The sequence below is a fragment of the Bradyrhizobium xenonodulans genome (genome assembly GCF_027594865.1).
In the GTDB taxonomy this organism is placed as follows: domain Bacteria; phylum Pseudomonadota; class Alphaproteobacteria; order Rhizobiales; family Xanthobacteraceae; genus Bradyrhizobium; species Bradyrhizobium xenonodulans.
Map to the genome: position 1 here is coordinate 8,051,365 of NZ_CP089391.1, position 25,246 is coordinate 8,076,610.

Below are 25,246 nucleotides of genomic sequence, written 5' to 3' on the forward strand. Positions count from 1 at the left end.
CGGCAAACAACCGCTGTCGTCCCGGACGCGAAGGCGCGCGTTCGTCGGGACGACACCGGAAATTTGGAAGCGCCAGTGGCCCTCACCAACACTTACGGAGCAGCCACCTCCGGCTTCTTCCCCTCGTTCCGCCCCTCGGCAAGGTTCCGCACCACCACATAGAAGATCGGGGTGAACAGCAGCCCGAACAGGGTGACGCCGATCATGCCGAAGAAGACGGCAACGCCGACGGCCTGCCGCATCTCCGAGCCGGAGCCGCTCGAGATCACCAGCGGCAGCACGCCGAGGATGAAGGCGAAGGAGGTCATCAGGATCGGTCGCAGGCGCAGGCGGCAGGCGTCGATCACGGCCTCCAGCCGCGGCTTGCCCTCGTTCTCGATGTCGCGTGCGAACTCGACGATCAGGATCGCGTTCTTGGCCGCCAACCCCACCAGAACGACGAAGCCGATCTGGGTGAGGATGTTGACGTCCTGGCCCATGATGCGCACGCCGATGGTGGCGGCGAGCAAGCACATCGGCACGATCAGGATCACCGCGAACGGCAGGGTCCAGCTGCCATATTGCGCCGCGAGCACGAGATAGACGAACAGCACGCAGATCGGGAACACGTAGAGGCCGGCATTGCCGCCCGTGACCTGCTGGTAGGACAGGTCGGTCCATTCGAAGGTGAAGCCGCTCGGCAGGGTGTCGTCCGCGAGCTTCTTGATGGTGTTGAGCGCGGTGGTCGAGCTGGTGCCCGGCGCCGGCTCGCCCTGAAGCTCGGACGCCGCATAGAGATTGTAGCGCGCGACGCGGTCCGGGCCCGACACGTCCTTGAACTCGACCACGCTGCCGAGCATCACCATATCGCCGGAGGCGTTGCGCGTGCGCAGGCGTGAGAGGTCGCTCGGTTCTTTCCGGAACGGGAAATCGGCCTGCGCGGTGACGTGATAGGTACGGCCGAACAGGTTGAAGTCGTTGACATAGGTCGATCCGAAATAGGTCTGGATCGTGTCGTTGATGTTGGCGATGGGCACGCCGAGCTTCTGCGCCTTGGTGCGGTCGATATCGACGAAGAGCTGCGGCGTGTTGGCCGAGAACGGCGAAAACACCGAGGGAGCGAGCAGCGAAGGCGATTTGCGCGCCGCGGCGACAAGCTCGTCGGTGGCCGCGGCGAGCAGCTCCGGCCCGCGGCCCTGGCGGTCCTGGATGCGGATGGTGAAGCCGCCGCCGGTGCCGATGCCGGGCACGGCCGGCGGCGGAATGACGATGATGAACGCGCCCTGGATCGCGGCGAGCCGCTTGCGCAGCTCGGCCGTGATGGCGTTCGCGGTCAGCCCTTTCTTGAGCCGTACCTCGGGCTCGTCGAATACAGGGAATAGTGCGGCCGCATTGCCGGCCTGGGTGCGCGTCGCACCGGAGAAACCGGCGAAGGCCGCGACGCGGACGATACCCGGCGTATCCAGCGAGATCCGCTCGATCTCGCGCACGACCTCCGTGGTGCGCGCCAGCGACGCCGCGCCCGGCAATTGCACGGAGATGATGACGTAGCCGCGGTCCTGCGCCGGAATAAAGCCTTGCGACGTCGTCCCGATCAGCCAGCCGGCGCTGCCGATCAGCACGACATAGATCAGGATCATCACCACTGAATGCCGGATCACGAAATTGGCGAGGCCGGCATAGCCATGCGCCAGGCGGTCGAAGACGCGGTTGAAGACGCCGGTGAAGGCACCCCACGCCCGCGCGATCAGATTCCAGGCGGCGGGCGGCCGCTTCTCCTCGTGCGGGGTGAGGATCAGCGAAGCCAGTGCCGGCGACAGCGTCAGCGAGCAGAAGCAGGAGATCGCGGTCGCGACCGCGATGGTGACGGCGAATTGCTGGAAGAACTGCCCGGAAATGCCACCGAGGAATGCCGTCGGGACGAACACCGCGCAGAGCACCAGCGCGATCGAGACCAGCGCGCCGCCGACCTCCTCCATGGTCTTGAGCGCAGCATCGCGCCGGCTCAAGCCGTGCTCGAGATGGCGCTCGACATTCTCGACCACGACGATGGCGTCGTCGACCACGATGCCGACGGCGAGCACGAGGCCGAACAGCGTGAGATTGTTGATGGAGAAGCCCAGCGCCGCCATCACCGCGAAGGTGCCGACCAGCGAAACCGGTATAGCGATGATCGGAATGATCGCGGGCCGCCAACCTTGCAGGAACACCAGCACCACGATGACCACGAGCAGCATGGCCTCGTAGATGGTCTTGATCAGCTCGTGGACGGACTGCGCGATGAATTCGGTCGGATTGTAGCCGATGTTGTAATCAAGACCTTTCGGGAAGCTCTCCTTCAGCTTCGTCATCGTGTCGGAGATGTGCTTTGCCGTCGCCAGTGCGTTCGACCCCGGCCGCTGCGTCACCAGCATGGCGACCGCTGATTTGCGCAGCAGGAAGCTGTTGGTGCTGTAGGCGAGCGCGCCGAGCTCGATACGGGCGACGTCGCGCAGGCGCACGGTGCGGCCGTCGGAGCCGGCCTTGATCAGGATGTCCTCGAACTGCTTCTGGTCCTTCAGGCGGCCCGTGAAGGTGAGGTTCGGCTGGAAGGCGCGGTCGGCGATCGGCGGCTCGGCGATCTGGCCGCCCGCGATCTGCACGTTCTGCGCCCGGATCGCGGCCAGCACTTCGGTCGAGGTCAGGCCGAGATTGGCGATCCGATCGGGATCGAGCCACAGCCGCATCGAATAATCGCGCGCGCCGAAAATCTGGATGTCGCCGACGCCGTCGATGCGCAGCAGCTGGTCGCGGACCTGGAGCAGTGCGTAATTGGAGATGTAGAGCTGGTCGAAAGTGTCGTCGGGCGACAGCATGAACACGACCATCAGGATGTCGGGCGAGTTCTTGCGCGTGGTGACGCCGTTGCGCTGCACCTCTTCAGGAAGGCGCGGCTGCGCGATCGCGACGCGATTCTGCACCAGCACCTGGGCCTTGTCGAGATCGGTGCCGAGCTTGAAGGTGACGGTGATGGTGAGCTGGCCGTTCGAGGTCGCCTGGCTGTAGAGATACAGCATGTCCTCGACACCGTTGATCTCCTGCTCGATGGGAGCGGCGACGGTGTCGGACACAGTCTGCGCGGAGGCACCGGGATATTGCGTGGTGACCACCACGGTCGGCGGCACAACTTGCGGATATTCGGACACCGGCAAGGTGGAGTAGGCAAGCGCGCCGACGATCAGCAGCACGATCGACAGCACCATCGCCAGGATGGGCTGGTTGATGGAGAGACGACCGAGATTCATGACTTGCCACCGGCCGGCGCTGGAGCAGTCTGCGGCGCGACCTTGGCGCCGACGCGGGCGCGCTGGATGCCGTTGACGATGACGCGGTCCTCCGCCTTCAGCCCCTCGCGGATCACGCGCAGGCCGTCGTCGAGCGGACCGAGCACCACGGGGCGCGCCTCAACGGTGTCGTCAGGCTTGACCACGAACACGATCTTGCGGGACTGGTCGGTCGCGACCGCGACGTCGGGAATCAGCAGCGCCTCATAGGGCGCGCTGCCGATCAGGCGGACGCGGCCGAACTGGCCGGGCAGGATCGACAGATCGGTGTTCTTGACCACGGCGCGGCTGCGCAGCGTGCCGGTGGAGACGTCAAGGCGGTTGTCGAGGAAGTTGATGCTACCCTCATGCGACGGTTTTGTCTCGCCGGCGAGCGTCACCTGGACCGGGTTCGCAGTATCGCGCGAGCTCGGGCGGCGGCCTTCGAACCACAGCTTGCTGTATTTGATGAAGGTGGCCTCATCCATGTCGAAATAGACGTAGATCGGGTCGAGCGTCACGATCGAGGTCAGCAAGGTCGAAGAGCCGTTGTCGCTGCCCTGCACGAGATTGCCGGGGCTGACGAGATGGCGGCTGACCCGGCCGGTGATCGGCGCAGTCACATGCGTAAACTCGATATTGAGCCGGGCGGCCTTCAGCGCGCCTGCAGCCTGCGTCTCCGCGGCATGCGCGGCCTGCAAGGCCTGGCGGCGCTGATCGACGGCCTGCTCGGAGACCGCGCTGGTCTGGACCAGGCTCAAACCGCGGTCGAGCTCGCGCTTGGCAAGCTCCACCTTGGCGCGCGCGTCGGAGAGCTGGCCGTCGGCCTGCTCGGCGACCGCCTCGAACGGACGGGGGTCGATGACGTAGAGCAGATCGCCCTGACGCACGATCGCGCCGTCCTGGAATTCGACGGAGTTGACGAAGCCGCCGACGCGGGGTCGCACCTGTACCTCCTCCATCGCCTCGAAGCGGCCGGTGAACTCGTCCCAATCGGTGACGGTGCGCTTGACCGGCTGGGCGACGGTCACCGGCGCGGGCGGCGGAGCGGAGGCCTGAGACGCCGGCTTGTCACAGCCGGAAAGAGCGAATGCTGCGGCGAGGAGACCGGCAATTGCGTAAGGCATTGCACGGGGCCCGGGCTGAACGAAATCGTGCGTTTTGACAAACGGCTCGTGTCCATCCGGTCCAGTCATCCCAGGTCCTCTTATAAAAACCGCGGAAAATGCAGGTTACCCTCCTGCAAGCGGGCGCCACAAGATGGGTGGCAATGATGAACTCTTCAAGACCAATGCGGGCGCAATGCTTCGACGGATGCCCTGGCCGGATGGCGGGTTGACATGGAGAGAGTTGGGTTTGGACGCCGACCTTTCTTCGCCTCTCCCCGCCTGCGGGGAGAGGCCGGAGCGCATCGCAAGATCCGATCCGGGTGAGGGGGCTCTCCGCGACTCCAGCTGTCACCTCCCTCGCGGAGAGCCCCTCACCCCAACCCTCTCCCCGCAAGCGGGGAGAGGGGGGAGAGAGACCAGCGTGTTCGCACATGACGGGAACGGCGGGCTCGGCTAGATTACCCCACCAAAAACAAGACGAAGTGTCCGGGGAGGACAGGCGTGCACCAGGGACGTGTCGTTTACGGCGCGATCGAGGAGGTCGTGTTCGGCCATCCGGCGGCCGCGGCTATCGTCGCACAGATGGACCGGCTGGGGACGCGCCGTGCCTTCCTGATGGTCTCGGGCACGCTGAACCGGCAAACCGACGAAATCACCAGGATCAAGGAAGCACTCGGCGCCCGCTGCGCCGGCCTGTTCGATGCCATGCCGGCGCATACGCCGCGCGAGGCGGTGATCGCGGCCACCAACGCCGCGCGTGAGGCGGGCGCCGACCTGATCGTCACCGTGGGCGGCGGCTCGATCACCGACGGCGCCAAGGCGGTGCAGCTCTGCCTTGCCAACGGCATCGACGACGTCGACGGCATCGAGCGCATCCGCGTCCACAAGGGCGTCGCGCCCGAGATGAACGCGCCGAGCGTACGGCAGATCAGCGTGCCGACCACGATCGCCGGCGGCGAGTTCAGCGCGATCGCCGGCGTCACCGACCTGCGCACGCATGTGAAGCAGATGCTGCGGCATCCGCTGACGGTGCCGCGCGCGACCATCCTCGATCCTGCCATCACCGTGCACACGCCGGAATGTCTGTTCCTCTCCACCGGCATCCGCGCCGTCGACCATTGCGTCGAGGCGATCTGCTCGAACGAGACGCACCCTTATGCCGATGCCCAGTCGGTCAAGGGCCTCGCCATGCTCGCCGACGCGCTGCCGCGGGTGAAGGCCGATCCTGCCGACCTCGATGCCCGCATGGACGCGCAGATCGGCACCTGGCTGTCGATGGGGGCGCTTTCAGCCGGCGTTCCCATGGGCGCGAGCCACGGCATCGGCTACGTGCTCGGCGCGGCCTTCGACGTGCCGCACGGCTACACCTCCTGCATCATGTTGCCGGCGGTGATGCGCTGGAATGCGCGCGACAATGCCGAGCGCCAGATGATCGTCGCGGCCGCGATGGGCTATCCCGGCCACAACGCCGCCGACGTGCTCGACGCATTCATCCGCTCGCTCGGCATGCCCCGGAGCCTGTCCGACGTGCGCGTGTCGCCGGAGCATTTCGACGCCATCGCGGAACAAGCGATGCGCACGAACTGGATCCCGCGCAATCCGCGCAAGATCGACGGCCCCGCGCAGTTGCGCGAAATCCTGCTTCTCGCCGCATAATTCACCTGGAGGACGGATGTATCCCGGTCAGCATGCCCGCCTGCGCCCGCTCCAGCCCGCCTTCATCATGGCGGCGACCGGCGAGGCCGTCACCTATCGCGAACTCGATGCGCGCAGCAACCGCCTGGCGCATTTGTTCCGCAAGCACGGCTTGAAGCGGCGCGACCATTATTCGATCTTCATGGAGAACAATTCGCGCTACCTCGAAGCCTGCGGCGCGGGCGAGCGCTCCGGGCTGTACTACACCTGCATCAATTCGTTCCTGACGCCGGGCGAGCTCGCCTATCTCCTCGTCAATAGCCAGTCGAAGATCCTGATCACGTCCGTTGCAAAGCTCGACATCGCGCGCGAGGCGATCAACGCCTGTCCGGACATCAGGCTCTGCATCGTCGCCGACGGTCCGGGCGAGAGCGATCGTATCGTCGGCCTTAAGGACGCGACCGCCGGTCTGCCGGCGACGCCGATCGCCGACGAATGGCTCGGCACCGCCATGCTCTATTCGTCAGGCACAACGGGACGGCCGAAAGGAATCCTGCGGCCGCTGCCGGAGGAGCCGCCAAAACACAATCTGCCGCTTTTCGATTTCCTGACCAAGCTCTGGCACTACCGCGAGGGCATGGTCTATCTGTCGCCGGCCCCGCTCTATCACTCGGCGCCGCAAGCCGCCGTGAACCTCACGATCCGCATGGGCGGCACCGTGATCATCATGGAGAGCTTCGATCCCGAGCGTTACCTCCTGCTCGTGCAGCAATGGGGCATCACCCACACCCAGCTGGTGCCGACGATGTTCTCGCGCATGCTGAAGCTGCCGGAAGAGGTGCGAAGCCGCTACGATTTGTCGTCGCTGGAGATCGCGATCCACGCCGCCGCGCCCTGCCCGGCGCTGGTCAAGGACGACATCATCAAATGGTGGGGGCCGATCATCCACGAATATTACGGCGCGACCGAAGGCCTCGGCTTCACCGCCTGCAACAGCGAAGAATGGCTTAGCCACCGCGGCACCGTCGGCAAGGTGCTGCTCGGCGACCTCCACATCCTCGACGAAAACATGCAGGCGTGCCCGACCGGCACGCCGGGCCAGGTCTGGTTCAAGACGGCCTCGCCGTTCGAATATTTCAACGACCCCGAGAAGACGAAAGAGGCGCGCTCGGCCGACGGCAGCATGAGCACGGTGGGCGACGTCGGCTATGTCGACGCGGATCGCTTTCTCTACCTGACCGATCGTGCGACCTTCATGATCATCTCCGGTGGCGTGAACATCTACCCGCAGGAATGCGAGAATCTGCTGATCACCCATCCGAAGGTCGCCGACGCCGCGGTGTTCGGCGTGCCCAATCCCGATCTCGGCGAAGAGGTGAAGGCGGTGGTACAGCCGATGCCCGGAATCGTGCCGGGTCCCGCGTTCGCCGAGGAACTGATCGCCTTCTGCGCGAAATCGCTGTCGCGGCAGAAAGTGCCGCGCTCGGTCGACTTTGAAAAGGAGCTACCGCGGCTGCCGACGGGGAAGCTGTACAAGCGGCTGCTGCGAGATCGGTACTGGGGCAACAAGACGTCGAAGATCGTGTGAGAAGCAGGCACACATTACAGTTCCGCGACCTGTTCGCACCTGCACTCTCACATGATGAGAGTGTGAAACCCTGCGGCCTTCCGTCATCCGAATTGTCGAGGCGGCTGCTGGCCTTGCGGGTTGCCTCGCTGCGCGCGCGTCGCTATCGTCCGACAAACAGGCCGAAAAGGCCGTTGTCCAGGGAGGATGAGCATGCGGAGCGTGTGGGCGCTCGCCGTAGTGGCGGCGCTATCTGTGCTGACGGCCTCAACCACCACGCTCGCCGGCGAGCCCAAGCAGGGCGGGATCCTGCGGATCTATCACCGCGACAGTCCGGCGAACGCCTCGATTCTCGAGGGCGCGACCTATTCGGTCAACGTGCCGTTCATGGGGGTATTCAACAACCTCGTCATCTACGACCAGCACAAAGCGCAGAACAGTCCCGACAGCATCAAGCCTGAACTTGCGGAAAGCTGGTCCTGGAGCGGCGACAACAAGAAGCTGACGTTCAAGCTGCGCCAGGGCGTCAAGTGGCATGACGGCAAGCCATTCACATCGGCCGACGTCAAATGCTCCTTCGACCTGCTGATGGGCAAATCGCAGCAGAAGCTCCGGCAGAACCCTCGCAAGACCTGGTACGAACAGGTCAACGACGTCACGCCCAACGGCGACTTCGAGGTGTCCTTCGACCTGAAGCGGCCGCAACCCTCGTTACTGGCGATGCTCGCCTCCGGCTACACGCCGGTTTATCCCTGCCATGTCTCGCCGGCGGAGATGCGCACCCATCCGATCGGGACCGGGCCGTTCAAATTCGTCGAGTTCAAGGCCAATGAATCGATCAAGCTCGCTCGAAACCCGGACTACTGGAGGAAGGGCCTGCCCCATCTCGACGGCGTCGAGTACACGATCATCACGAACCGCTCGACCGCCATCCTCGCCTTCGTCGCCGGAAAGTTCGACATGACTTTCCCGACGCATATCACCATCCCGCTGCTCAAGGACATCAAATCGCAGGCGCCGAACGCGACTTGCGTCGTCGAACCGACCAACGTTTCGACCAACATCATCGTCAATTCGACCGCGCCGCCGTTCGACAACATCGACATTCGCCGCGCGATGGCGATGGCGCTCGATCGCAAGGCCTTCGTCGACATCCTGTTCGAGGGCCAGGCCGATGTCGGCGGCACCATGCTGCCACCGCCGCAAGGCATCTGGGGCATGCCCAAGGACAAGCTTGCGACCATTCCCGGCTATGGTCCGGACGTGAATGCGAACCGGGAGGAAGCAAAGAAGCTGATGCAGAAGGCGGGCTACGGCCCCGACAAGCATCTCGCGGTGAAGGTCTCGACGCGCAATCTCGCGGAATATCGCGATCCCGCGGTGATCCTGATCGACCAGCTCAAGAGCATCTATATCGACGGCGAGCTCGACGTCGTCGAAACCGCGAACTGGTTCCCGAAAGTCGCGCGCAAGGACTACATGCTCGGCCTCAATCTGACCGGCAATTCCGTCGACGATCCCGACCAGTCCTTTTACGAAAACTATTCCTGCGGCTCCGAGCGGAACTACACCAATTACTGCAACAAGGAGATCGAGAAGCTGTTCGACGCGCAGTCGCAGGAGACCGACGTCAACAAGCGCAAGCAACTGGTCTGGGAGATCGACAAGAAGCTCCAGGAGGACGTGGCCCGCCCCATCATCTTCCATGCGCGGGCCGGCAGCTGCTGGCAGCCCTATGTGAAGGGGGTCACGATCATGTCGAACAGCTCCTATAACGGCTTTCGCTACGAGGATGTCTGGATGGACAAGTAGCGCGGGCGGCTGACGGGTTCGACGGGAGGCGATGCATGTTTGCCTATCTGGTGCGGCGCCTGTTCCTGATGCTCGTGACCCTGTTCGGGATCTCGGTCGTCATCTTCTTCCTGCTGCGCATCGTGCCCGGCAACATCGTCGACATCCTGTTTGCCGCGGCCGGCTACGTCGATCCCGCCGACAAGGCCAATCTGGAGAAGGAGCTCGGCATCGATCAGCCGCTGATCGTGCAATATTGGCACTGGATCAGCGGCTTTCTGCGCGGCGACTTCGGCTACTCCTACGTCTCAGAGAAGCCGGCGCTGCAGGAGATTTTGCCGCGGATTCCGATCACCGCGCGGCTTGCCGGCCTGGCGCTGTTGTTCTCGGCGTCGATCGGCATTCCCTTAGGCGTCATCAGCGCGGTGAAGCAGGGCACAAGGCTCGACTACGGCTTGCGCGTCGTCAGCCTCAGCGGCTTGTCGCTGCCCTCGTTCTGGCTCGGCCTGCTCATCCTCACCGCCTCGGTGGCGATGTTCGGCCAGATGCCGATCTTCAATCCCAATCCGCAGACCTGGCTCGAAGCCTTCGCGACCTATGCCGTGCCCGCCGCCGCCGTCGGCTTCCGCAGCGCCGCGCTGACCATGCGCATCACCCGCTCCTCGATGCTGGAGGTGCTGCGGCAGGATTACATCCGCACCGCCCGCGCCAAGGGCGCCTCCGATGCCGCCGTGAATTATCAGCACGCGCTGAAGAACGCGATCCTGCCCGTCATCACCGTGATCGGCATCGAGGCGGCGTTCCTGATCGGCGGCCTGATCGTGACCGAGACCGTGTTCAACATCCCCGGCGTCGCGCGCTTTCTGGTCGAGGCGATCCGCTGGCGCGACTATCCGATCGTGCAGAACCTCGTGATGCTGATTGCCGTCGTCGTGGTGAGCGCGAATTTCATCGTCGATATGCTGTACGCGGTGTTCGACCCGCGGATCAGGTACACGGATTAGGAGAGCTGTTTGGCCGCGATCGACTTTGACGTTGAACTGAGGCGCGCCGGAGCGCACGCGACCGGCGGCTGGCGGCGCGTGCTGTTCCTGGCGCAGCGCCACGTGCTGGGCGCGGCCGGGCTGATCATTATGGCGGTGTTCGTGCTGACGGCGATCTTCGCCGACTTCATCGCGCGCTATGATCCCCTCACGGTCGATGCCGCGCGTGCGCTGGCGCGCCCAAGCTTGGCGCACTGGATGGGCACGGACTCCTTCGGCCGCGACGTGTTCAGCCGCATCATCCACGGCGCGCGGATCTCGCTCGCGGTCGGGATCGGCTCGACCGCGCTCGGCGGCACCATCGGCGTGATCGTCGGACTGACCTCCGGCTATCTCTCCGGCTGGGTCGATCTCGTGTTTCAGCGCATCTCCGACGTCCTCCAGGCGTTGCCGCTGCTGGTGCTGGCCCTGATCATGACGGCCGCGCTCGGGCCATCGCTGCCGAATGTCATCCTGGCCATTGCCATTCCGCTGATCCCGACCGTCTCGCGTGTCACCCGCGCCAACACGCTGGCGCTGCGTGAACTGCCATTCGTCGAGGCCGCCAAGTCGATCGGCATGAGCGAGGTGCGGATCGCGCTGCGCCATGTGCTGCCGAACACGCTGGCGCCGCTGATCGTGCTGGCGACCGCGCAGCTCGGCTCGACCATCCTGACCGAGGCCTCGCTCTCCTTCCTCGGCCTCGGCATTCCCGAGCCTTATCCGTCGTGGGGCCGCATGCTCTCCGAATCTGCCGCCGAATATGTCCGCACAGCGCCGTGGCTGGTGATCTTCCCGGGCATCGCCATCAGCCTCGCCGTGTTCGGCGCCAATTTGTTCGGCGACGCCCTGCGCGACATCCTCGATCCCCGGCAGCGCGGCTGATGGCTGATCAATCCAATCTCGTGCTCGAGGTGAAGAACCTGAAGACGGTGTTCTTCACGAATTCCGGCCTGTTCAAGGCGGTTGATGACATTTCATTCACCGTGAAGCGCGGCGAGACGCTGGCGATCGTGGGCGAATCCGGTTGCGGCAAGAGCGTCACTGCGCTGTCGCTGATGCGGCTCGTCCCCGATCCGCCCGGCCGCATTGTCGGCGGCTCGATCTCGCTCGAAGGCACCGATCTGCTGGCGCTGGACGAGGCCGGGATGCGTGCTGTCAGGGGCAACCGCATCTCCATGATCTTCCAGGAGCCGATGACGTCGCTCAACCCGGTGATGCGGATCGGCGACCAGATCGTCGAGGCCGTGCGGCTGCATCGGAACCTGTCCAACCGCGAGGCGCAGGACGTCGCAGTCGAGATGCTGCGGCTGGTGCGCATTCCTGAACCGGCCCGGCGCGCGCGCGAGTATCCGCATCAGCTCTCCGGCGGCATGCGCCAGCGCGCGATGATCGCGATGGCGCTGGCCTGCCGGCCGGCGCTGCTGATCGCGGACGAGCCGACCACCGCGCTCGACGTCACCATCCAGGCGCAGATTCTGGCGCTGATCCTCGATCTCCAGAAGGAGCTCGGCACCGGCCTCGTGCTGATCACGCATGATCTCGGCGTCGTCGCGCAGACCGCGCAGCGCGTGATCGTGATGTATGCGGGGCGGAAGGTCGAGGAAGCCAGTGTCGAGGCGCTGTTCGCCGCGCCAAAGCATCCCTATACGCGCGGGCTGATGGCCTCGATCCCGGCCGTGCCGGCCCCCGGCGTCGCCGCGCAGGAGCGGCTCAACGAAATCCCCGGCACCGTGCCCTCGCTGGTGCGCCTGCCCAAGGGCTGTGCATTCGCACCGCGCTGCAAGCTCGCGATCAAACGCTGCGAGGAATATCCGCCGCTCATGGACTGGGGCGGCGGCCACCTTGCCGCCTGCTGGCGTGCGGCTGAAGTGGCGGAGGTGGCATGACCGAGGCGTTGCTCGAAGTCATCGATCTCAAGAAGCACTATCCGGTGCGCGCCGGCGTGCTGCGCCGGCAGGTCGGCACCGTCCATTCGGTCGACGGCGTCTCGTTCTCGCTTCATGCCGGCGAGACATTGGGGCTGGTCGGCGAATCCGGCTGCGGGAAATCGACCGTGGCGCGCAGCGTGCTGCGGCTGGTCGAGCCGACCTCCGGCCAGATCCGTCTCGACGGCGAGGACATTACCCGTCTCTCCAAGACCGCGCTGCGCCCGTACCGGCGCTCGATGCAGATCGTGTTCCAGGACCCGTTCGCCTCGCTCAATCCGCGCATGACCGCGGGCGACATCGTCGGCGAGCCGCTCGCCGTACACGGCCTCGCGACCGGCAAGGCGCTGGAGGCGCGGGTCGCAAAGCTGTTCGAGCAGGTGGGACTGCGGCCCGACCAGATGCGTAACTTTCCGCATCAGTTCTCCGGCGGCCAGCGCCAGCGCATCTGCATCGCACGGGCGCTTGCGCTGGAGCCACGGCTGATCGTCTGCGACGAGCCGGTGTCCGCGCTCGACGTCTCGATCCAGGCGCAGGTGATCAATCTCCTGATCGACCTGCAGCGCCAGCACGGCTTCTCCTATCTCTTCATCGCGCACGACCTCGCCGTGGTCGCCCATATCAGCCACCGCGTCGCCGTGATGTATCTCGGCCGCATCGTCGAGATCGCCGACAAGGACGAGTTGTTCCGCAATCCCAGGCATCCCTACACGCAGGCCCTGCTCGCCTCCGTGCCGATCGCCAATCCGCTCGCAAAGAAGCTCGCCCCGCTGGTCGACGGCGACGTGCCGAGCCCGGTCAATCCGCCGTCCGGCTGCGCGTTTCACACCCGCTGCCGGTTTGCGATGGAGCGGTGCAAGACCGAGCGGCCGGCGCTGGTGGACGCGGGTGCCGGGCACCAGGTGGCGTGCTTGCTCAATGAGGGGACGGGGCGGAGCAACGCGATCCCGTAGGGTGGGCAAAGCGTAGTGTGCCCACCATCGGTGCGTAGAATCGCCGGCATTCCGTGGGCACGGCGCTTCGCACCTATGCCCACCCTACGATAACTCGTTGCGCTGCTCCGCTACGCCCCGATCTCCACCACGATCCTGCCCGTCGTCACCTGCTCGCCCTCGGCGACGTCGATCGCGGCGACCACGCCGTCGATGTCGGCCTTGTGGACGTGCTCCATCTTCATCGCTTCCAGCGTCAGCACCGGCTGACCCGCGATGACGCGGTCGCCGGGCTTGACCATAACGGCGACGACGCGGCCGTTCAGTGCGGCGCGGACTTTGCCATCGCCGCCGTTGCTTGCAGCGGCCTTCGGCGCAGCCAGGGTGAGATCGGTGACCGCGAGCGGGATGCCGCGGTGCTGGAGATAGAGCCGGTCACCGTCGCGCAGGAATTTCGCGCTGTCCATCACGCCGCCATGGCGGAAGCGGATGGCGTCGGAATCGAGCTGATCGATCTCGAACCTGTCCTGCCGGCCGCCGGTGGCGACGGTGTAGCTGCCATCACGCTCGCGCGTGACTTCGAGCTCGTGCGTGTGGCCGGCGATATCAATTTTCGCAGGCAGGGGGAACGTTGCCGACAGGCTACGGCCACGCTGCCATGACGGCGCGCAAGGATTTGTCACGTAGAGCAGCAGACCCGCCAGTGCGATGCCGAATGCGACGTTCGCTTGCGGCGCCAGCAGGGCGTCGCGATATGCGCCGATGAAGGCCGTCGTCGCCTCACCCCTGGCAAAGCCGGGGTGACGCAGGCAAGACATCAGGAAGGCCTGGTTTGTCGTCACGCCAAATGCCGTGAGCTGCTCCAGGCCGACGATCAGCCGCCCCCTCGCCTCCTCGCGCGTGGCGCCATGGCTGATCACCTTGGCGATCATGGAATCGTAGAACGGCGGGATCTCCGAGCCTGATTGCAGCGCGTGCTCGACGCGGATGCCGTCAGGCACCTGCCAGCGCGCCATGCGGCCGGACTGCGGCATGAAATCCTGTGCGGCATCTTCCGAGCAGAGCCGCACCTCGATCGCATGACCGTGGAAGCGAATGTCCTGCTGTTTCACCGGCAACGCCTCGCCGCGCGCGACGCGCAGTTGCAGTTCGACGAGATCGAGCCCGGTAATCGCCTCGGTCACGGGATGCTCGACCTGAAGGCGCGTGTTCATCTCCATGAAGTAGAACGCGCCGCTCGCATCGAGCAGGAATTCCAGCGTGCCGGCGCCCTCGTAGCGCAGCGCCTTGACCGCTGCGACAGCGACCTCGCCCATTTTCGCGCGCAGCTCGGGCGTCACGGCGGGCGACGGCGCCTCCTCGATCAGCTTCTGGTGCCGCCGCTGCACCGAACAGTCGCGCTCGCCGAGATGGATGGCGTTGCCGTGGCTGTCGCCGAACACCTGGATCTCGATGTGGCGGGGATTCTGGATGGCGCGCTCGAGGATCACCGTGGGATCGCCGAACGCCGCCTTGGCCTCCGACCGCGCGCTGCGCAGCGCATCCGCAAAGGACGCAGCATCGCTCACGAGCCGCATCCCGCGCCCGCCGCCGCCGGCGACCGCCTTGATCATCACGGGGAAGCCGATCTTCCTGGCCTCCGCAAGCATGATTTCGTCGCCCTGGTCGGCGCCTTGATAGCCGGGCACGACAGGCACGCCGGCCTTCTTCATGATCTCCTTGGCGCCGGCCTTGTTGCCCATCGCCTCGATCGCCTGCGGCGACGGGCCGATGAAGACGAGGCCGGCATCCTTGCAGGCCTGCGCAAAGTCCTCGTTCTCGGCGAGGAAGCCGTAGCCGGGATGCACGGCGTCCGCGCCGCTCGCCTTGGCAGCTGCGATGATCGCGGGGATGTTGAGATAGGATTGCGCCGGCAAGGCTTCACCAATCCGCACAGCCTGGTCGGCCTGCTTGACGTGGAGCGCGTCGCGATCGGCATCCGAATAGACCGCGACGACGCCAAGGCCGAGCTGCCGCGCGCTGCGCATCACGCGCAGTGCGATCTCGCCGCGATTGGCAACCAGAACCCTGAAGAACGGCCGTTGATGCACTGATCCGTTCCTCATGGGCGGGCCACCGAAAACTGCATGCGCTGGGGTGTACGTGAATCGCCCTCGCGGCAGATCGCGAGCACTTCGGACAGCACCGCGCGGGTGTCGCGCGGATCGATCACGCCGTCGTCGAGCACCCGGGCGCTGGTCGAGAACACGTCCATCTGGCCGTCGAACACGCCGACGATCTGCGCCTTCATCGCATCCAGTTTTTCCTTCTCTACCGGCTTGCCGCGACGCGCCGCGGCAGCCTCGGTCACGATCGCCATGGTCTCGGCGGCCTGCTCGCCCCCCATCACGGCGGTCTTGGCATTGGGCCAGGAAAAGCAGAAGCGCGGATGGAAGCCGCGGCCGCACATGCCGTAATTGCCGGCGCCGAACGAGGCACCGCAATAGATGGTGATCTGCGGCACCGTCGCTGACGTCACCGCCTGGATCATTTTCGAGCCGTGCTTGATCATGCCGGCTTCTTCGTAGGATTTGCCGACCATGTAGCCGGTGGTGTTGTTGAGATAGAGGATTGGCGTGCGGGTCTGGCAGCAGGCCTGGATGAAATGCGTCGCCTTGTTGGCGCCGGCGGGATCGAGCGGCCCGTTGTTGGTGATGATGCCAATCGCCTGGCCCTCGATGCGGGCATGGCCGCAGACGGTGGCCGGGCCGTAATTCGGCGCCATCTCGGTGAAATCGGAATCGTCGACGATGCGCGCGATCACCTGCTTCATGTCGACGGGGCGCTTGTGGTCCATCGGCATGATGCCGAGCAGCTCGTCCTGGTCGTAACGCGGCGGTTTGAACTCCGACGCTGCCTTGCCCGGCCGTTCCCATTGCAGCGCCGCCATGATCTCGCGCGCGATACGCAACGCATCGCGGTCGTCCTCGGCGAGATAATCGCCGAGGCCGGACACCTGCGTGTGCATCTCGGCGCCGCCGAGCTCTTCCTCGGTCGCGATTTCGCCGGTCGCAGCCTTCAACAGTGGCGGGCCCGCAAGGAAGGCGCGGGTGCGGCCGCGGACCATGACGATGTAGTCGGAGAGGCCGGTTTGGTAGGCGCCGCCCGCCGTGGACGAGCCATGCGTGACAGTCACGACTGGAAGACCCGCCGCCGAGAGCCGCGCAAGGTTACGAAAGATGTTGCCGCCGCGAACAAAATCCTCGACACGGTAGCGCAGCAGATTGGCGCCGGCGCTTTCGACGAGCTGGACATAAGGCAGCTTGTTTTCCAGCGCGAGCTCCTGGACCCGCAGCGTCTTGTCGAGGCCGTAGGGTTGGAGCGCGCCGGCATCGATGCCGGAATCGCTGGCACTGACCATGCAGCGGATGCCCGAGACGAAACCGATGCCGGCGATGACGCCGCCGCCGGGCACGCTCTTGCCGGCATCCGGTACATCGAACATGTAGCCGGCGAGCGTCGACAGCTCGATGAAGGGCGCGCCGGGATCGAGCACCAGCGCGACGCGCTCGCGCGGCAGCAACTGGCCGCGCTTGTGGAAGCGATCCTTTGCCGCCGCCGACGCGGCTCGCGTGCGCTCTTCCAGCGCGCGCATGCGGTCGATGAGACCAAGCATGCCGTCGCGGTTGGCGTGGTAAGCGGCGCTACCGGGGGAAATGGTGTTTTCGAGAATGGACATAACTCAATCCTGCTCGTCATTGCGAGGAGCGGCTTGTCCGCCGTAGCTCGGAGAGCGAAGGCGGGAGCGACGACGCAATGAAGGGTGAGGCGATACCTTACCTGTTCGTCCCAAAAATCTTCCGCGCCTCGGCGGGGCTCGCGATCTCGCGGCCGGCGCGGCGGGCGCAGGCGGCGATCGCCTCGATCAGCTGACCGTTCGACGTCACCTTCTTGCCGTCGGCGAGATAGAAGGCGTCCTCGAGACCGGTGCGCAAGTGGCCGCCGAGCTCGGCGCAACGCTGGTGCAGCGGCCAGATCTCTTCGCGGCCGATCGCCGTGACCTGGAAATGCGCTTCGGGCCGCTTCAGCTTGATCAGGATCGGCAGCAGCTCGGGATCGGAGGGCATTCCCGAAGCGACGCCCATCACGAAGTTATATTCGAGCGGGCCCTTGTACATGCCGACTTGGCGGTACATGCCGACGCAACGCACGATGCCGACGTCAAAGCACTCGAATTCGGGGATGGTGCCGACTTCGTTCATGACGTCGAGATAGTCCTTCACCTTCTCGACCGAATTGTCGAACATCATCGGCGGCCAGGCCCATGTGTTGTCGGCTTTCACCTTCAGATAGTTCAGCGAGCCGGCGTTGCAGGCGGCGATCTCCGGCCTGGTCTCGCGGATGCAATCGAGCGCGCCCGAGTAGTTCGGCCCCGAGACGCCCGAGGTGTGATTGATGATGGCGCCGGGGCAGGCTTCGCGGATCGCGTGCTGGATTTCCTTGCTGACACTGACGTCCCAGGACGGCAGGTGTCCCTTGTCCGGCGCCTGCTGGCGCAGATGGATGTGCATAATGGACGCGCCGGCATCGAACGCAGCCTTGGCCTCGCGCGCCATCTGCTCAGGCGTCACGGGCACATTGTGCTGCTTCGGGTCGGTGAGCACGCCGTTCAGCGCGCAGGTGATGACGGCCTTGTCGCTCATGCCAGAAATGTCTCGCAGGTTGAGAATTCAACGCTTGCGATCATGTGACGCGGAGGATGCAGCTTCTTGCGCGGAGAAGCTGAATAAGGGCGAGCTTTCGTAGGGCGGGCAAAGCGAAGCGTGCCCGCGTCTTTCATCACAATCCGGGAGAGATGGCGGGCACGGCGCTTTGCGCCTTTGCCCACCCTACGAGAACGGTGCTAGCTCGCCTCCGCAAGCCGCACCGTCTCGGTGCTGCGATAGATCGCAAGATCGCGCGAGCCGACGAAAATCGCGCGCGGCTTCAATCCGTAGAAGCGGCGGATCGAATGGCTGAAATGGGTGCTATCGGGATAGCCGATGTCCTGCGCGAGATGGGCGAGGTTGAGGTCCTGGTTGGCGAAGTGCAGCAAATGCCGCGCACGCTTCCAGGCGCGGAATGAGCGGAACGAGATGCCGGTCTCCTCCTTGAACAGATGCAGGAAGCGCGACGCCGAGAGACCCGCTTCGGCTGCACAAGTATCCGCCGTCACCGGCTCGCCGGAGAAACGCTCGATGCGGGCGACCGCTCGCGTCACGCGCGGGTCGAGCACGCGGCGGGGCAACGCCTCGCCAAAGCACATCTCGTCGAATTCGGCGGTGGTGATGTCGCCATAGCGGCGCTGGCGCAGCAGCGTGTAGGCGGCGAGGATCTTGCGGGCATAGACCGCGCGCTCCGGTCCCATCAGCCGCGCGGCCAAAGCCTCGATCACGCCATCGGGCATGCTCTCGGGCTCGAGAGTCACGCTGATTGCAGTGCGGTAGTCGCTAGCGATGGAATGCCGCTGGTTCGGCAGGGTGACGAACAGCTCGCCGGTGGCGAGGGCATCGTCGATCGTCAGGTGCAGATTGCCCTTCACCGCCACATAGACATGGCAGCAGCCCGGGGTGCGCTTGCGCGGGCGGCCGAGCAGGCCGGCATAGAACACCCGCTCCGGCGTGATCAGCATCAGATGGTCGGATTCGCGACCGTTATCTTCCATGGGGATCCTCCTCGCGCGGCTCTTTGGCCGCTGCGGACGGAGTCACCTTAGCGGAAATTTGGGCGCTGTCACGACGGGATAGCGCTGTCATGGGGCGCAAAGCGTTGGCATCCCAGGACGGCGATGCATCCGTCCGGAACCCGTCCTCAGGCCGCAGTCCCAGCCCGCGAAGGCTTACGCCCTCACGCGCGGTGCAACATTCTGCTCAACGCCAGCCTTCTGCTCCGCGGCGACGGCGCGCTTGAACCCGTCGCGCTGCTGCAATCGCGCCCAATAGGCCGCGACATTTGGCCCAAAGTCCTTCGCGAGCCCGATGCTGTCGGCGAGCCGAAGCGCGTAACCAATGACAATGTCAGCGGCGGTGAAACGGCCCGCGCACAAGGTTTCGGCATTCGCGGTCGCTGCCTCGACGGCGCGCAAGCGTCCCAAAAACCATTTGGCATAGTCGCCCGCGACCTGCGGATTGCGGCGCTCCTCCGGCTCGAGCTGGGTGTAGCGGAGCACCAGCGTTTGCGGGAAGGTTAACGTGGCGTCGCTGAAATACATCCAGTTCAGGAAGGCGCCATAGGCGGGATCTTCGGAGCCGACCATCAACGGCGTCGGTCCATATTTGATGCCGAGATAGTGGCAGATGCCGGAGGACTCCGTCATCTTCGTCTCGCCGTCGACCATGAAGGGGATTGTGCCCAGCGGATTGAGCGCAAGGTACTCCTTGGCGAACACTCGCGGCGGGAACGGCAGCATCTTCAGTTCATACGGCAGCCCCATCTCCTCCAGCATCCAGAGCGGACGGAACGAGCGCGCGGCATCGCAGTGATAGAGCGTGATCATCAGGCGTTCCCCTTACTACCCGGCAGCGTCCCCATCATCTTGCACAGGACCATCAGCATGACCTCGTCGGCGCCGCCGCCGATCGAGGTCAGGCGGCTGTCGCGATAGGCGCGGCTGACCGGCGTCTCATTGGTAAAGCCCATTCCGCCCCAGTATTGCAAGCAGGCGTCGGTGAGCTCGCGCCCGAGCCGGCCGGCCTTCAGCTTGGCCATGGTGGCAAGTTTTGTGACGTCCTCGCCGGCCACCAGCTGCTCGGCGGCACGATAGATCAGCGCGCGCAGCAGCTCGACCTCGGTCTGCATTTCCGCGAGCTTGAAGTGCACCACCTGGTTGTCGAGGATCGACTTCCCAAACGCCTTGCGGTTGCGCGTGTATTCGATGGTCTGGTCGATGATGTATTCGTGGGCCTTCAGGCAGGCCGCCGCACCCCAGAGCCGCTCCTCCTGGAACTGGATCATCTGGTAGCTAAAGCCCTTGCCTTCCTCGCCGATCCGGTTGCGCTTGGGCACACGGACATTGTCGAAGAAGATCTGCGCGGTATCCGACGAGCGCATGCCCATCTTGTCGAGCTTTCGCGCGACAGTGACACCCTTGCTCTTCATGGGGACGCAGATCAGCGACTTGTTGCGGTGAACGGGCCCATCGCCGGTGTTGGCGAGCAGGCAGATCCAGTCGGCCTGGGTGCCGTTGGTGATCCACATCTTGCCGCCATTGATGACGTAGTCGTCGCCATCGGAGCGCGCGGCGGTCTTGATTGAGGCGACGTCCGAGCCCGCGCCGGGCTCGGAGACGCCGATGCAGGCGACAAAGTCGCCGGAGATCGAGGGGCTGAGGAATTCACGCCGCACCTCGTCCGAGCCGAACCGCGCCAGCGCCGGCGTCGCCATGTCGGTCTGCACCCCGATCGCCATCGGCACGCCGCCGCAGGTGATGGCGCCGAGCTCTTCCGCCATCACCAGCGCGTAGGAATAATCGAGACCGGAGCCGCCGAACGCGACCGGCTTGTTCAGGCCGAGAAAGCCGAGGCTGCCCATTGTCTTGAACAGCTCGTGCGCCGGAAAGATGTCGGCCTTCTCCCACTCATCGACATGAGGGTTGATCTCGGCCGCGATGAATTTTTGCAAGGACCGGCGGATGTCGTCGTGGTCGGCGGTAAACAGCATTTCTTCCCCTTATCACAACCCCATCTGCCGCGAGGCCAGATCCTTCATGATCTCCTCGGTGCCGCCGCCGATGGCATTGACCTTGACCTCGCGGTAGATGCGCTCGGCCTTGATGCCGCGCATGAAGCCGGCGCCGCCGAAGATCTGCACGGCCTCCGAGGCGCAGAACGCCATGGTCTGCGTCGCCTGGTTCTTCATCATGCAGATTTCGGCGACCGGGCTTTCGCCCTGCTCGAGCCGCCACGCCAGCATCTCCAGCATCGCTTGCGACGCCGCAACCTTCTGCGCCATGTCGACGATCTTGTGGCGGATCACCTGATGCTGGGCGAGCGGCTTGCCGAAGGTCTTGCGCTCCCTGGCGTAGGCAATGGCTTCGTCGAGGCAGACGCCGGCGAAAGCAGTGCAGCCCGCCGCCATGCCCATGCGCTCGCTGTTGAAGTTCTGCATGATGATCTTGAAGCCCTGCCCCTCCTCGCCGATCAGGTTTCCGGCCGGCACGCGGCATTCGTCGAAATGCAAGGTCGCGGTGTCGGAGGCCCACCAGCCCATCTTCTTGAGCTTGGTGCGCGACAGGCCGGGCGTATCGCCCTCGATCAGGAGCAGGCTGACGCCGCCGGCGCCCTCGCCGCCGGTGCGCACGGCAACGGTCAGATAATCGGCGCGCATGCCGGAGGTGATGAAGGTCTTCTCACCGCTCACGACGTAGTGATCGCCATCGCGCCGCGCCCGGGTGCGGAGGTTCGCGACATCGGAGCCGCCGCCCGGCTCGGTGATCGCCAGCGCGGAAATCTTCTCGCCGGCGAGCACCTGCGGCAGCACGCGCGCCTTCACCTCGGGCCGCGCCGCGCGCGCGATCGGCGGCGAGCCGATGGTGTGGCTCATCAGGCTTGCGCTGATTCCGCCGGCGCCAGCCCACGCCAGCTCCTGGCTCGCGACGATCTTCATGAACTGGTCGGCGGCGATCCCGCCATATTCCTCGGGGAATCCGAGTCCCAACAGGCCGATCCCGGCCGCCTTGCGATAAAGTGCGCGCGGGAATTCGCCGGCCTCGTCCCATTCATGGGCGAAGGGTGCGATCTCCTTGTCGACGAAGCGCCGCATCACATCGCGGAAAGCGTCGTGCTCGGCGGTATAGAACGGGCTCTTCATCGCATTGTTGCCTCGCAGACGGATTCGTCGCGTCAACCATGGCCGGAACCTTGGCGGCTCACTTGCGCGGAGTGGCTGACCGGAAGGAGCCACGCCGGACGGTGCCTGCCTCTAGCAACTCAACGCAAGACGATTTTCGCCCCTCGCGCGCCAACTCCAAGTCAAAAAAAGACGTGGTGCACAAACTCCGGCCGGTCCCAGGGCCATGCCGGGCATAGCGCACGATAGCAGGAACGCAGGCGGCACAAGACCGCCGAGGGAGGGATTTTTGGCCGTTCGTTACTACGACTGGATCGTCCACCACGGCCGCCGCACGCCTGATAAGGTCGCGGTGATCGACCTCGCGAGCGAGCGCCGCTTCACTTATTCGCAGCTCGACGCCCGAGTTTCGCGTCTCGCTTCATCCCTTCGCGACACGCACAAGGTCTCGCGCGGCGACCGCGTCGCGGTGCTGGCGCTGAACACGACCGATACGCTGGAGGTGCAGTTCGCCTGCGGGCGGCTGGGTGCGATCTTTGTGCCGCTCAACACCCGCCTGACCGTTCCCGAGCTTCAGTTCATCACCGGTGACTGCGCACCGAAGGTGATGATCCACGACACCGATCTCGCCGAGACGGCGCTGAGCGTCGCAAAGCTCTGCAATATCGCGACCAGTCTGCTGCTTGGCCCCGGCGGCGCCTATGAGGCCGGCATCGCGGCCGCGAAGCCGCTCGACCGCGCCGAGGAGGTCACGCTCGATGATGTCTCGACCATCATGTACACGTCAGGCACCACGGGACATCCGAAGGGCGCGACCATCACCCATGGCATGACCTTCTGGAATTGCGTCAATCTCGGCGGCCCTGCCTGCATCGGGCCGGCCTCGGTGCTGCTCACCGTGCTGCCGCTGTTCCACACCGGTGGTCTCAATTGCTACACCAATCCGGTGCTGCATGCCGGCGGCACCGTGATGATCATGCGCGCCTTCGATCCCGGCACGGCGCTCGGCCTGATCAACGATCCCGCGCAGGGCATCAACGTGTTCTTCGGCGTGCCCGCGATCTACCAGTTCATGGCACAGCATCCGGCCTTCGCGACCACCGATCTCAGCCGGCTGATCGTCGGTGGTGTCGGCGGCGCACCGATTCCGGTGCCGCTGCTGAAGGTGTGGGAGGCGCGCGGCGTCGCGCTTCAGCAGGGCTACGGTATGACCGAGACCTCGCCGGCCGTGCTGGTGCTCGACCGCGAAGATGCAGCACGCAAGGCCGGCTCCGCCGGCAAGCCGGTGCTGCATACCGAGGTTCGGATCGTGCGCCCCGACGGCAGCGACGCCGATGTCGGTGAGCTCGGCGAGCTCTGGGTGAAGGGACCGAACATCACGCCGGGCTACTGGAACAGGCCGGAGGCGAACCAGACCTCCTTCACCGATGGCTGGCTGCACACGGGCGATGCGACGCGCGTCGACGAGGAAGGCTTCTACTACATCGTCGACCGCTGGAAGGACATGTACATCTCCGGCGGCGAGAACGTCTATCCGGCCGAGGTCGAGAACGTCCTGCACCAGCTCGCCGCGATCGCGGAAGCCGCGGTGATCGGCATTCCCGATCCGCAATGGGGCGAGGTCGGCCTTGCCATCGTCGCGGCCAAGCCGGGCCAGCGGCTGACCGAGGCGGATGTCTTCGCGCATTGCGCGGCAAATCTCGCCCGCTTCAAGTGCCCGCGCCAGGTTCGCTTCGTCGATGCGCTGCCACGCAACGCCACCGGCAAGATCCACAAGCCGACCTTGCGGAAGGAATTCTCGGTGACATCGGAAGTCGACAAGAAAGTCGCCAACGCCTGATCGAAGCGCCCCTCGCGGGCGCTTTTCTCTTTTCGACGTGCCTGCTCCGACCAGAAGAAACCCTAAAGAAAACCCCAAGGAATTTTCATGAACAAGAAACTCTCTTTGCTTGCCGCAGCAACGGCGATGGCGCTGCTTGCGACCCCGTCCGCCCATGCGCAGAAGGCGTACGACACCGGCGTCACCGACACCGAGATCAAGATCGGCAATGTCGAGGCCTATTCCGGTCCGGCTTCCGCTTACGGCATCATCGGCAAGACCGAGGAAGCCTATTTCAAGATGATCAACGATCAGGGCGGCATCAACGGCCGCAAGATCAACTGGATCTCCTATGACGACGGTTACTCGCCGCCGAAGACCGTGGAGCAGATCCGCAAGCTGATCGAGAGCGACGAGGTGTTCCTGGTGTTCAACGCGCTTGGGACGCCGACCCAGACCGCCGTGCAGAAATATCACAATTCCAAGAAGGTGCCGCAGCTCTTCCTCGCCACCGGCGCCAGCAAGTGGAACGACCCGAAGAACTTTCCCTGGACCATGGGCTTCCAGCCCAGCTACCGGGTCGAGGCGCAGATCTTCGCAAAATACATTTTGAAGGAGAAGCCGGACGCCAAGGTCGCGATCTTCTATGCCAACGACGATTTCGGCAAGGACTACCTCGCCGGCATCAAGGACGTGTTCGGCGACAGGGCCTCGAAGATGATCGTCGCCGAAGAGAGCTACGAGACGTCGGAGCCGTCGATCGATGCGCATATCGTCAAGCTCAAGGGCACCGGCGCCGATGTCTTCGTGAACATCTCGACACCGAAATTCGCGGCACAAGCCATCAAGAAGATCGCGGAGCTGGAGTGGAAGCCGATGCACCTGATGACCGACGTCTCGGTGTCCATCGGTGCGGTGATGAAGCCAGCGGGCCTCGAGGCCTCCGAAGGCGTGCTCTCGGCCGGCTATCTGAAGGATGCCTCGGACCCGCAGTGGAAGGACGACGAGGGCATGAAGAAATTCATGGCCTTCATCGACAAGTACATGCCCGGCGCGAACATTTCGGACGCCAATCTGGTCTACGCCTATGCCGCAGCCCAAACCATGGTGCAGGTGCTGAAGCTGTCAGGCGACAATCTGACCCGCGAGAACGTGATGAAGCAGGCCGCCAGCCTCAAGGACTTCGTCCCCGACACGCTGATCCCGGGCATCAAGATCAACACCTCCGCCACGGACTTCGCGCCGATCGAGCAGCTCAAGATGTGGCGGTTCAAGAAGGGCCAGTGGGAGCTGTTCGGCGACATCATCAGCGCCGAAACGGGCGGCTAGTTCGACCGAACCTTCCGTTTGAAGCCAT

The 25,246-nt window shown here is 64.9% G+C and carries 18 protein-coding genes; 9 read left to right on the forward strand and 9 right to left on the reverse strand.

Translation table 11 applies throughout. From position 1 onward, the window contains the following. Positions 1 to 92: 92 nt before the first annotated feature. Entirely contained in the window at positions 93 to 3,263 is a 3,171-nt protein-coding gene (locus tag I3J27_RS38060) for an efflux RND transporter permease subunit (RefSeq protein WP_270163933.1), read from the reverse strand. Beyond that, positions 3,260 to 4,477 carry an efflux RND transporter periplasmic adaptor subunit gene (locus I3J27_RS38065; protein WP_270163934.1) on the reverse strand — a complete coding sequence of 406 codons (1,218 nt, stop codon included), beginning with the start codon at positions 4,475 to 4,477 and terminating at the stop codon, positions 3,260 to 3,262. The genes I3J27_RS38060 and I3J27_RS38065 overlap by 4 nt, the downstream gene beginning before the upstream one ends. A 414-nt stretch (positions 4,478 to 4,891) precedes the next feature. Here I3J27_RS38065 and I3J27_RS38070 point away from each other — a divergent pair, with 414 nt between their 5' ends. From I3J27_RS38070 to I3J27_RS38100, 7 genes are all read left to right on the forward strand, one after another. After that, the gene (locus I3J27_RS38070; protein WP_270163935.1) at positions 4,892 to 6,046 is read left to right on the forward strand and encodes an iron-containing alcohol dehydrogenase; all 1,155 of its coding nucleotides are present in this window, start codon (positions 4,892 to 4,894) and stop codon (positions 6,044 to 6,046) included. Between the two features lie 16 nt (positions 6,047 to 6,062). Then, entirely contained in the window at positions 6,063 to 7,613 is a 1,551-nt protein-coding gene (locus tag I3J27_RS38075; RefSeq protein ID WP_270163936.1) for an AMP-binding protein, read from the forward strand. A gap of 192 nt (positions 7,614 to 7,805) precedes the next feature. Beyond that, positions 7,806 to 9,404, forward strand: coding sequence for an ABC transporter substrate-binding protein (locus I3J27_RS38080; RefSeq protein WP_270163937.1), 1,599 nt, complete (start codon positions 7,806 to 7,808; stop codon positions 9,402 to 9,404). Positions 9,405 to 9,439: 35 nt separating this feature from the next. After that, complete coding sequence (locus I3J27_RS38085; protein ID WP_270163938.1) at positions 9,440 to 10,387, forward strand: ABC transporter permease; 948 nt, start codon at positions 9,440 to 9,442, stop codon at positions 10,385 to 10,387. Positions 10,388 to 10,396: 9 nt separating this feature from the next. Continuing rightward, positions 10,397 to 11,290: an ABC transporter permease gene (locus I3J27_RS38090; protein ID WP_270163939.1), complete on the forward strand. Its 894-nt coding sequence runs from the start codon at positions 10,397 to 10,399 to the stop codon at positions 11,288 to 11,290. Beyond that, the gene (locus I3J27_RS38095) at positions 11,290 to 12,294 is read left to right on the forward strand and encodes an ABC transporter ATP-binding protein (RefSeq protein WP_270163940.1); all 1,005 of its coding nucleotides are present in this window, start codon (positions 11,290 to 11,292) and stop codon (positions 12,292 to 12,294) included. Before I3J27_RS38090 ends, I3J27_RS38095 begins: the two co-directional genes overlap by 1 nt. Then, entirely contained in the window at positions 12,291 to 13,286 is a 996-nt protein-coding gene (locus I3J27_RS38100; protein ID WP_270163941.1) for an ABC transporter ATP-binding protein, read from the forward strand. Before I3J27_RS38095 ends, I3J27_RS38100 begins: the two co-directional genes overlap by 4 nt. Before the next feature lie 110 nt (positions 13,287 to 13,396). On the opposite strand, the gene I3J27_RS38105 is transcribed toward I3J27_RS38100, so the two are convergent. The 7 genes from I3J27_RS38105 to I3J27_RS38135 form a co-directional block, all read right to left on the reverse strand. After that, positions 13,397 to 15,370 (reverse strand): acetyl-CoA carboxylase biotin carboxylase subunit, encoded by a 1,974-nt coding sequence (locus I3J27_RS38105; RefSeq protein WP_270163942.1) that lies wholly within the window; start codon positions 15,368 to 15,370, stop codon positions 13,397 to 13,399. Then, entirely contained in the window at positions 15,367 to 16,983 is a 1,617-nt protein-coding gene (locus tag I3J27_RS38110; RefSeq protein WP_270163943.1) for an acyl-CoA carboxylase subunit beta, read from the reverse strand. Before I3J27_RS38110 ends, I3J27_RS38105 begins: the two co-directional genes overlap by 4 nt. A gap of 97 nt (positions 16,984 to 17,080) precedes the next feature. Further along, a complete protein-coding gene (locus I3J27_RS38115) occupies positions 17,081 to 17,947 on the reverse strand; it encodes a beta-keto acid cleavage family enzyme (RefSeq protein WP_270163944.1) in 867 nt (288 codons plus the stop codon). 200 nt (positions 17,948 to 18,147) lie between these two features. Further along, complete coding sequence (locus I3J27_RS38120) at positions 18,148 to 18,948, reverse strand: helix-turn-helix domain-containing protein (RefSeq protein WP_270163945.1); 801 nt, start codon at positions 18,946 to 18,948, stop codon at positions 18,148 to 18,150. A 174-nt stretch (positions 18,949 to 19,122) separates the two neighbouring features. After that, positions 19,123 to 19,779, reverse strand: a complete 657-nt coding sequence (locus I3J27_RS38125; RefSeq protein WP_270163946.1) for a glutathione S-transferase family protein — start codon at positions 19,777 to 19,779, stop codon at positions 19,123 to 19,125. Then, positions 19,779 to 20,942, reverse strand: coding sequence for an acyl-CoA dehydrogenase family protein (locus I3J27_RS38130; protein WP_270163947.1), 1,164 nt, complete (start codon positions 20,940 to 20,942; stop codon positions 19,779 to 19,781). The genes I3J27_RS38125 and I3J27_RS38130 overlap by 1 nt, the downstream gene beginning before the upstream one ends. 12 nt (positions 20,943 to 20,954) lie before the next feature. Further along, positions 20,955 to 22,091 (reverse strand): acyl-CoA dehydrogenase family protein, encoded by a 1,137-nt coding sequence (locus tag I3J27_RS38135; protein ID WP_270163948.1) that lies wholly within the window; start codon positions 22,089 to 22,091, stop codon positions 20,955 to 20,957. A gap of 268 nt (positions 22,092 to 22,359) precedes the next feature. Between I3J27_RS38135 and I3J27_RS38140 the strand changes: the two genes are divergently transcribed. Together I3J27_RS38140 and I3J27_RS38145 are read left to right on the forward strand one after the other, a co-directional pair. After that, on the forward strand, positions 22,360 to 23,910 hold the full coding sequence (locus I3J27_RS38140) for an acyl-CoA synthetase (RefSeq protein WP_270163949.1): 1,551 nt from the start codon (positions 22,360 to 22,362) through the stop codon (positions 23,908 to 23,910). An 87-nt stretch (positions 23,911 to 23,997) separates the two neighbouring features. Beyond that, entirely contained in the window at positions 23,998 to 25,218 is a 1,221-nt protein-coding gene (locus I3J27_RS38145) for an ABC transporter substrate-binding protein (protein ID WP_270163950.1), read from the forward strand. Positions 25,219 to 25,246: the final 28 nt, after the last annotated feature.

What these genes read in the sequence shown, in the direction of transcription:
- I3J27_RS38060 (WP_270163933.1), bottom strand. Translation starts at nt 3,263, where the DNA reads ATGAATCTCGGTCGTCTCTCCATCAACCAGCCCATCCTGGCGATGGTG.
- I3J27_RS38065 (WP_270163934.1), bottom strand. Translation starts at nt 4,477, where the DNA reads ATGACTGGACCGGATGGACACGAGCCGTTTGTCAAAACGCACGATTTC.
- I3J27_RS38075 (WP_270163936.1), top strand. Translation starts at nt 6,063, where the DNA reads ATGTATCCCGGTCAGCATGCCCGCCTGCGCCCGCTCCAGCCCGCCTTC.
- I3J27_RS38080 (WP_270163937.1), top strand. Translation starts at nt 7,806, where the DNA reads ATGCGGAGCGTGTGGGCGCTCGCCGTAGTGGCGGCGCTATCTGTGCTG.
- I3J27_RS38085 (WP_270163938.1), top strand. Translation starts at nt 9,440, where the DNA reads ATGTTTGCCTATCTGGTGCGGCGCCTGTTCCTGATGCTCGTGACCCTG.
- I3J27_RS38095 (WP_270163940.1), top strand. Translation starts at nt 11,290, where the DNA reads ATGGCTGATCAATCCAATCTCGTGCTCGAGGTGAAGAACCTGAAGACG.
- I3J27_RS38100 (WP_270163941.1), top strand. Translation starts at nt 12,291, where the DNA reads ATGACCGAGGCGTTGCTCGAAGTCATCGATCTCAAGAAGCACTATCCG.
- I3J27_RS38105 (WP_270163942.1), bottom strand. Translation starts at nt 15,370, where the DNA reads ATGAGGAACGGATCAGTGCATCAACGGCCGTTCTTCAGGGTTCTGGTT.
- I3J27_RS38110 (WP_270163943.1), bottom strand. Translation starts at nt 16,983, where the DNA reads ATGTCCATTCTCGAAAACACCATTTCCCCCGGTAGCGCCGCTTACCAC.
- I3J27_RS38115 (WP_270163944.1), bottom strand. Translation starts at nt 17,947, where the DNA reads ATGAGCGACAAGGCCGTCATCACCTGCGCGCTGAACGGCGTGCTCACC.
- I3J27_RS38120 (WP_270163945.1), bottom strand. Translation starts at nt 18,948, where the DNA reads ATGGAAGATAACGGTCGCGAATCCGACCATCTGATGCTGATCACGCCG.
- I3J27_RS38125 (WP_270163946.1), bottom strand. Translation starts at nt 19,779, where the DNA reads ATGATCACGCTCTATCACTGCGATGCCGCGCGCTCGTTCCGTCCGCTC.
- I3J27_RS38130 (WP_270163947.1), bottom strand. Translation starts at nt 20,942, where the DNA reads ATGCTGTTTACCGCCGACCACGACGACATCCGCCGGTCCTTGCAAAAA.
- I3J27_RS38135 (WP_270163948.1), bottom strand. Translation starts at nt 22,091, where the DNA reads ATGAAGAGCCCGTTCTATACCGCCGAGCACGACGCTTTCCGCGATGTG.
- I3J27_RS38145 (WP_270163950.1), top strand. Translation starts at nt 23,998, where the DNA reads ATGAACAAGAAACTCTCTTTGCTTGCCGCAGCAACGGCGATGGCGCTG.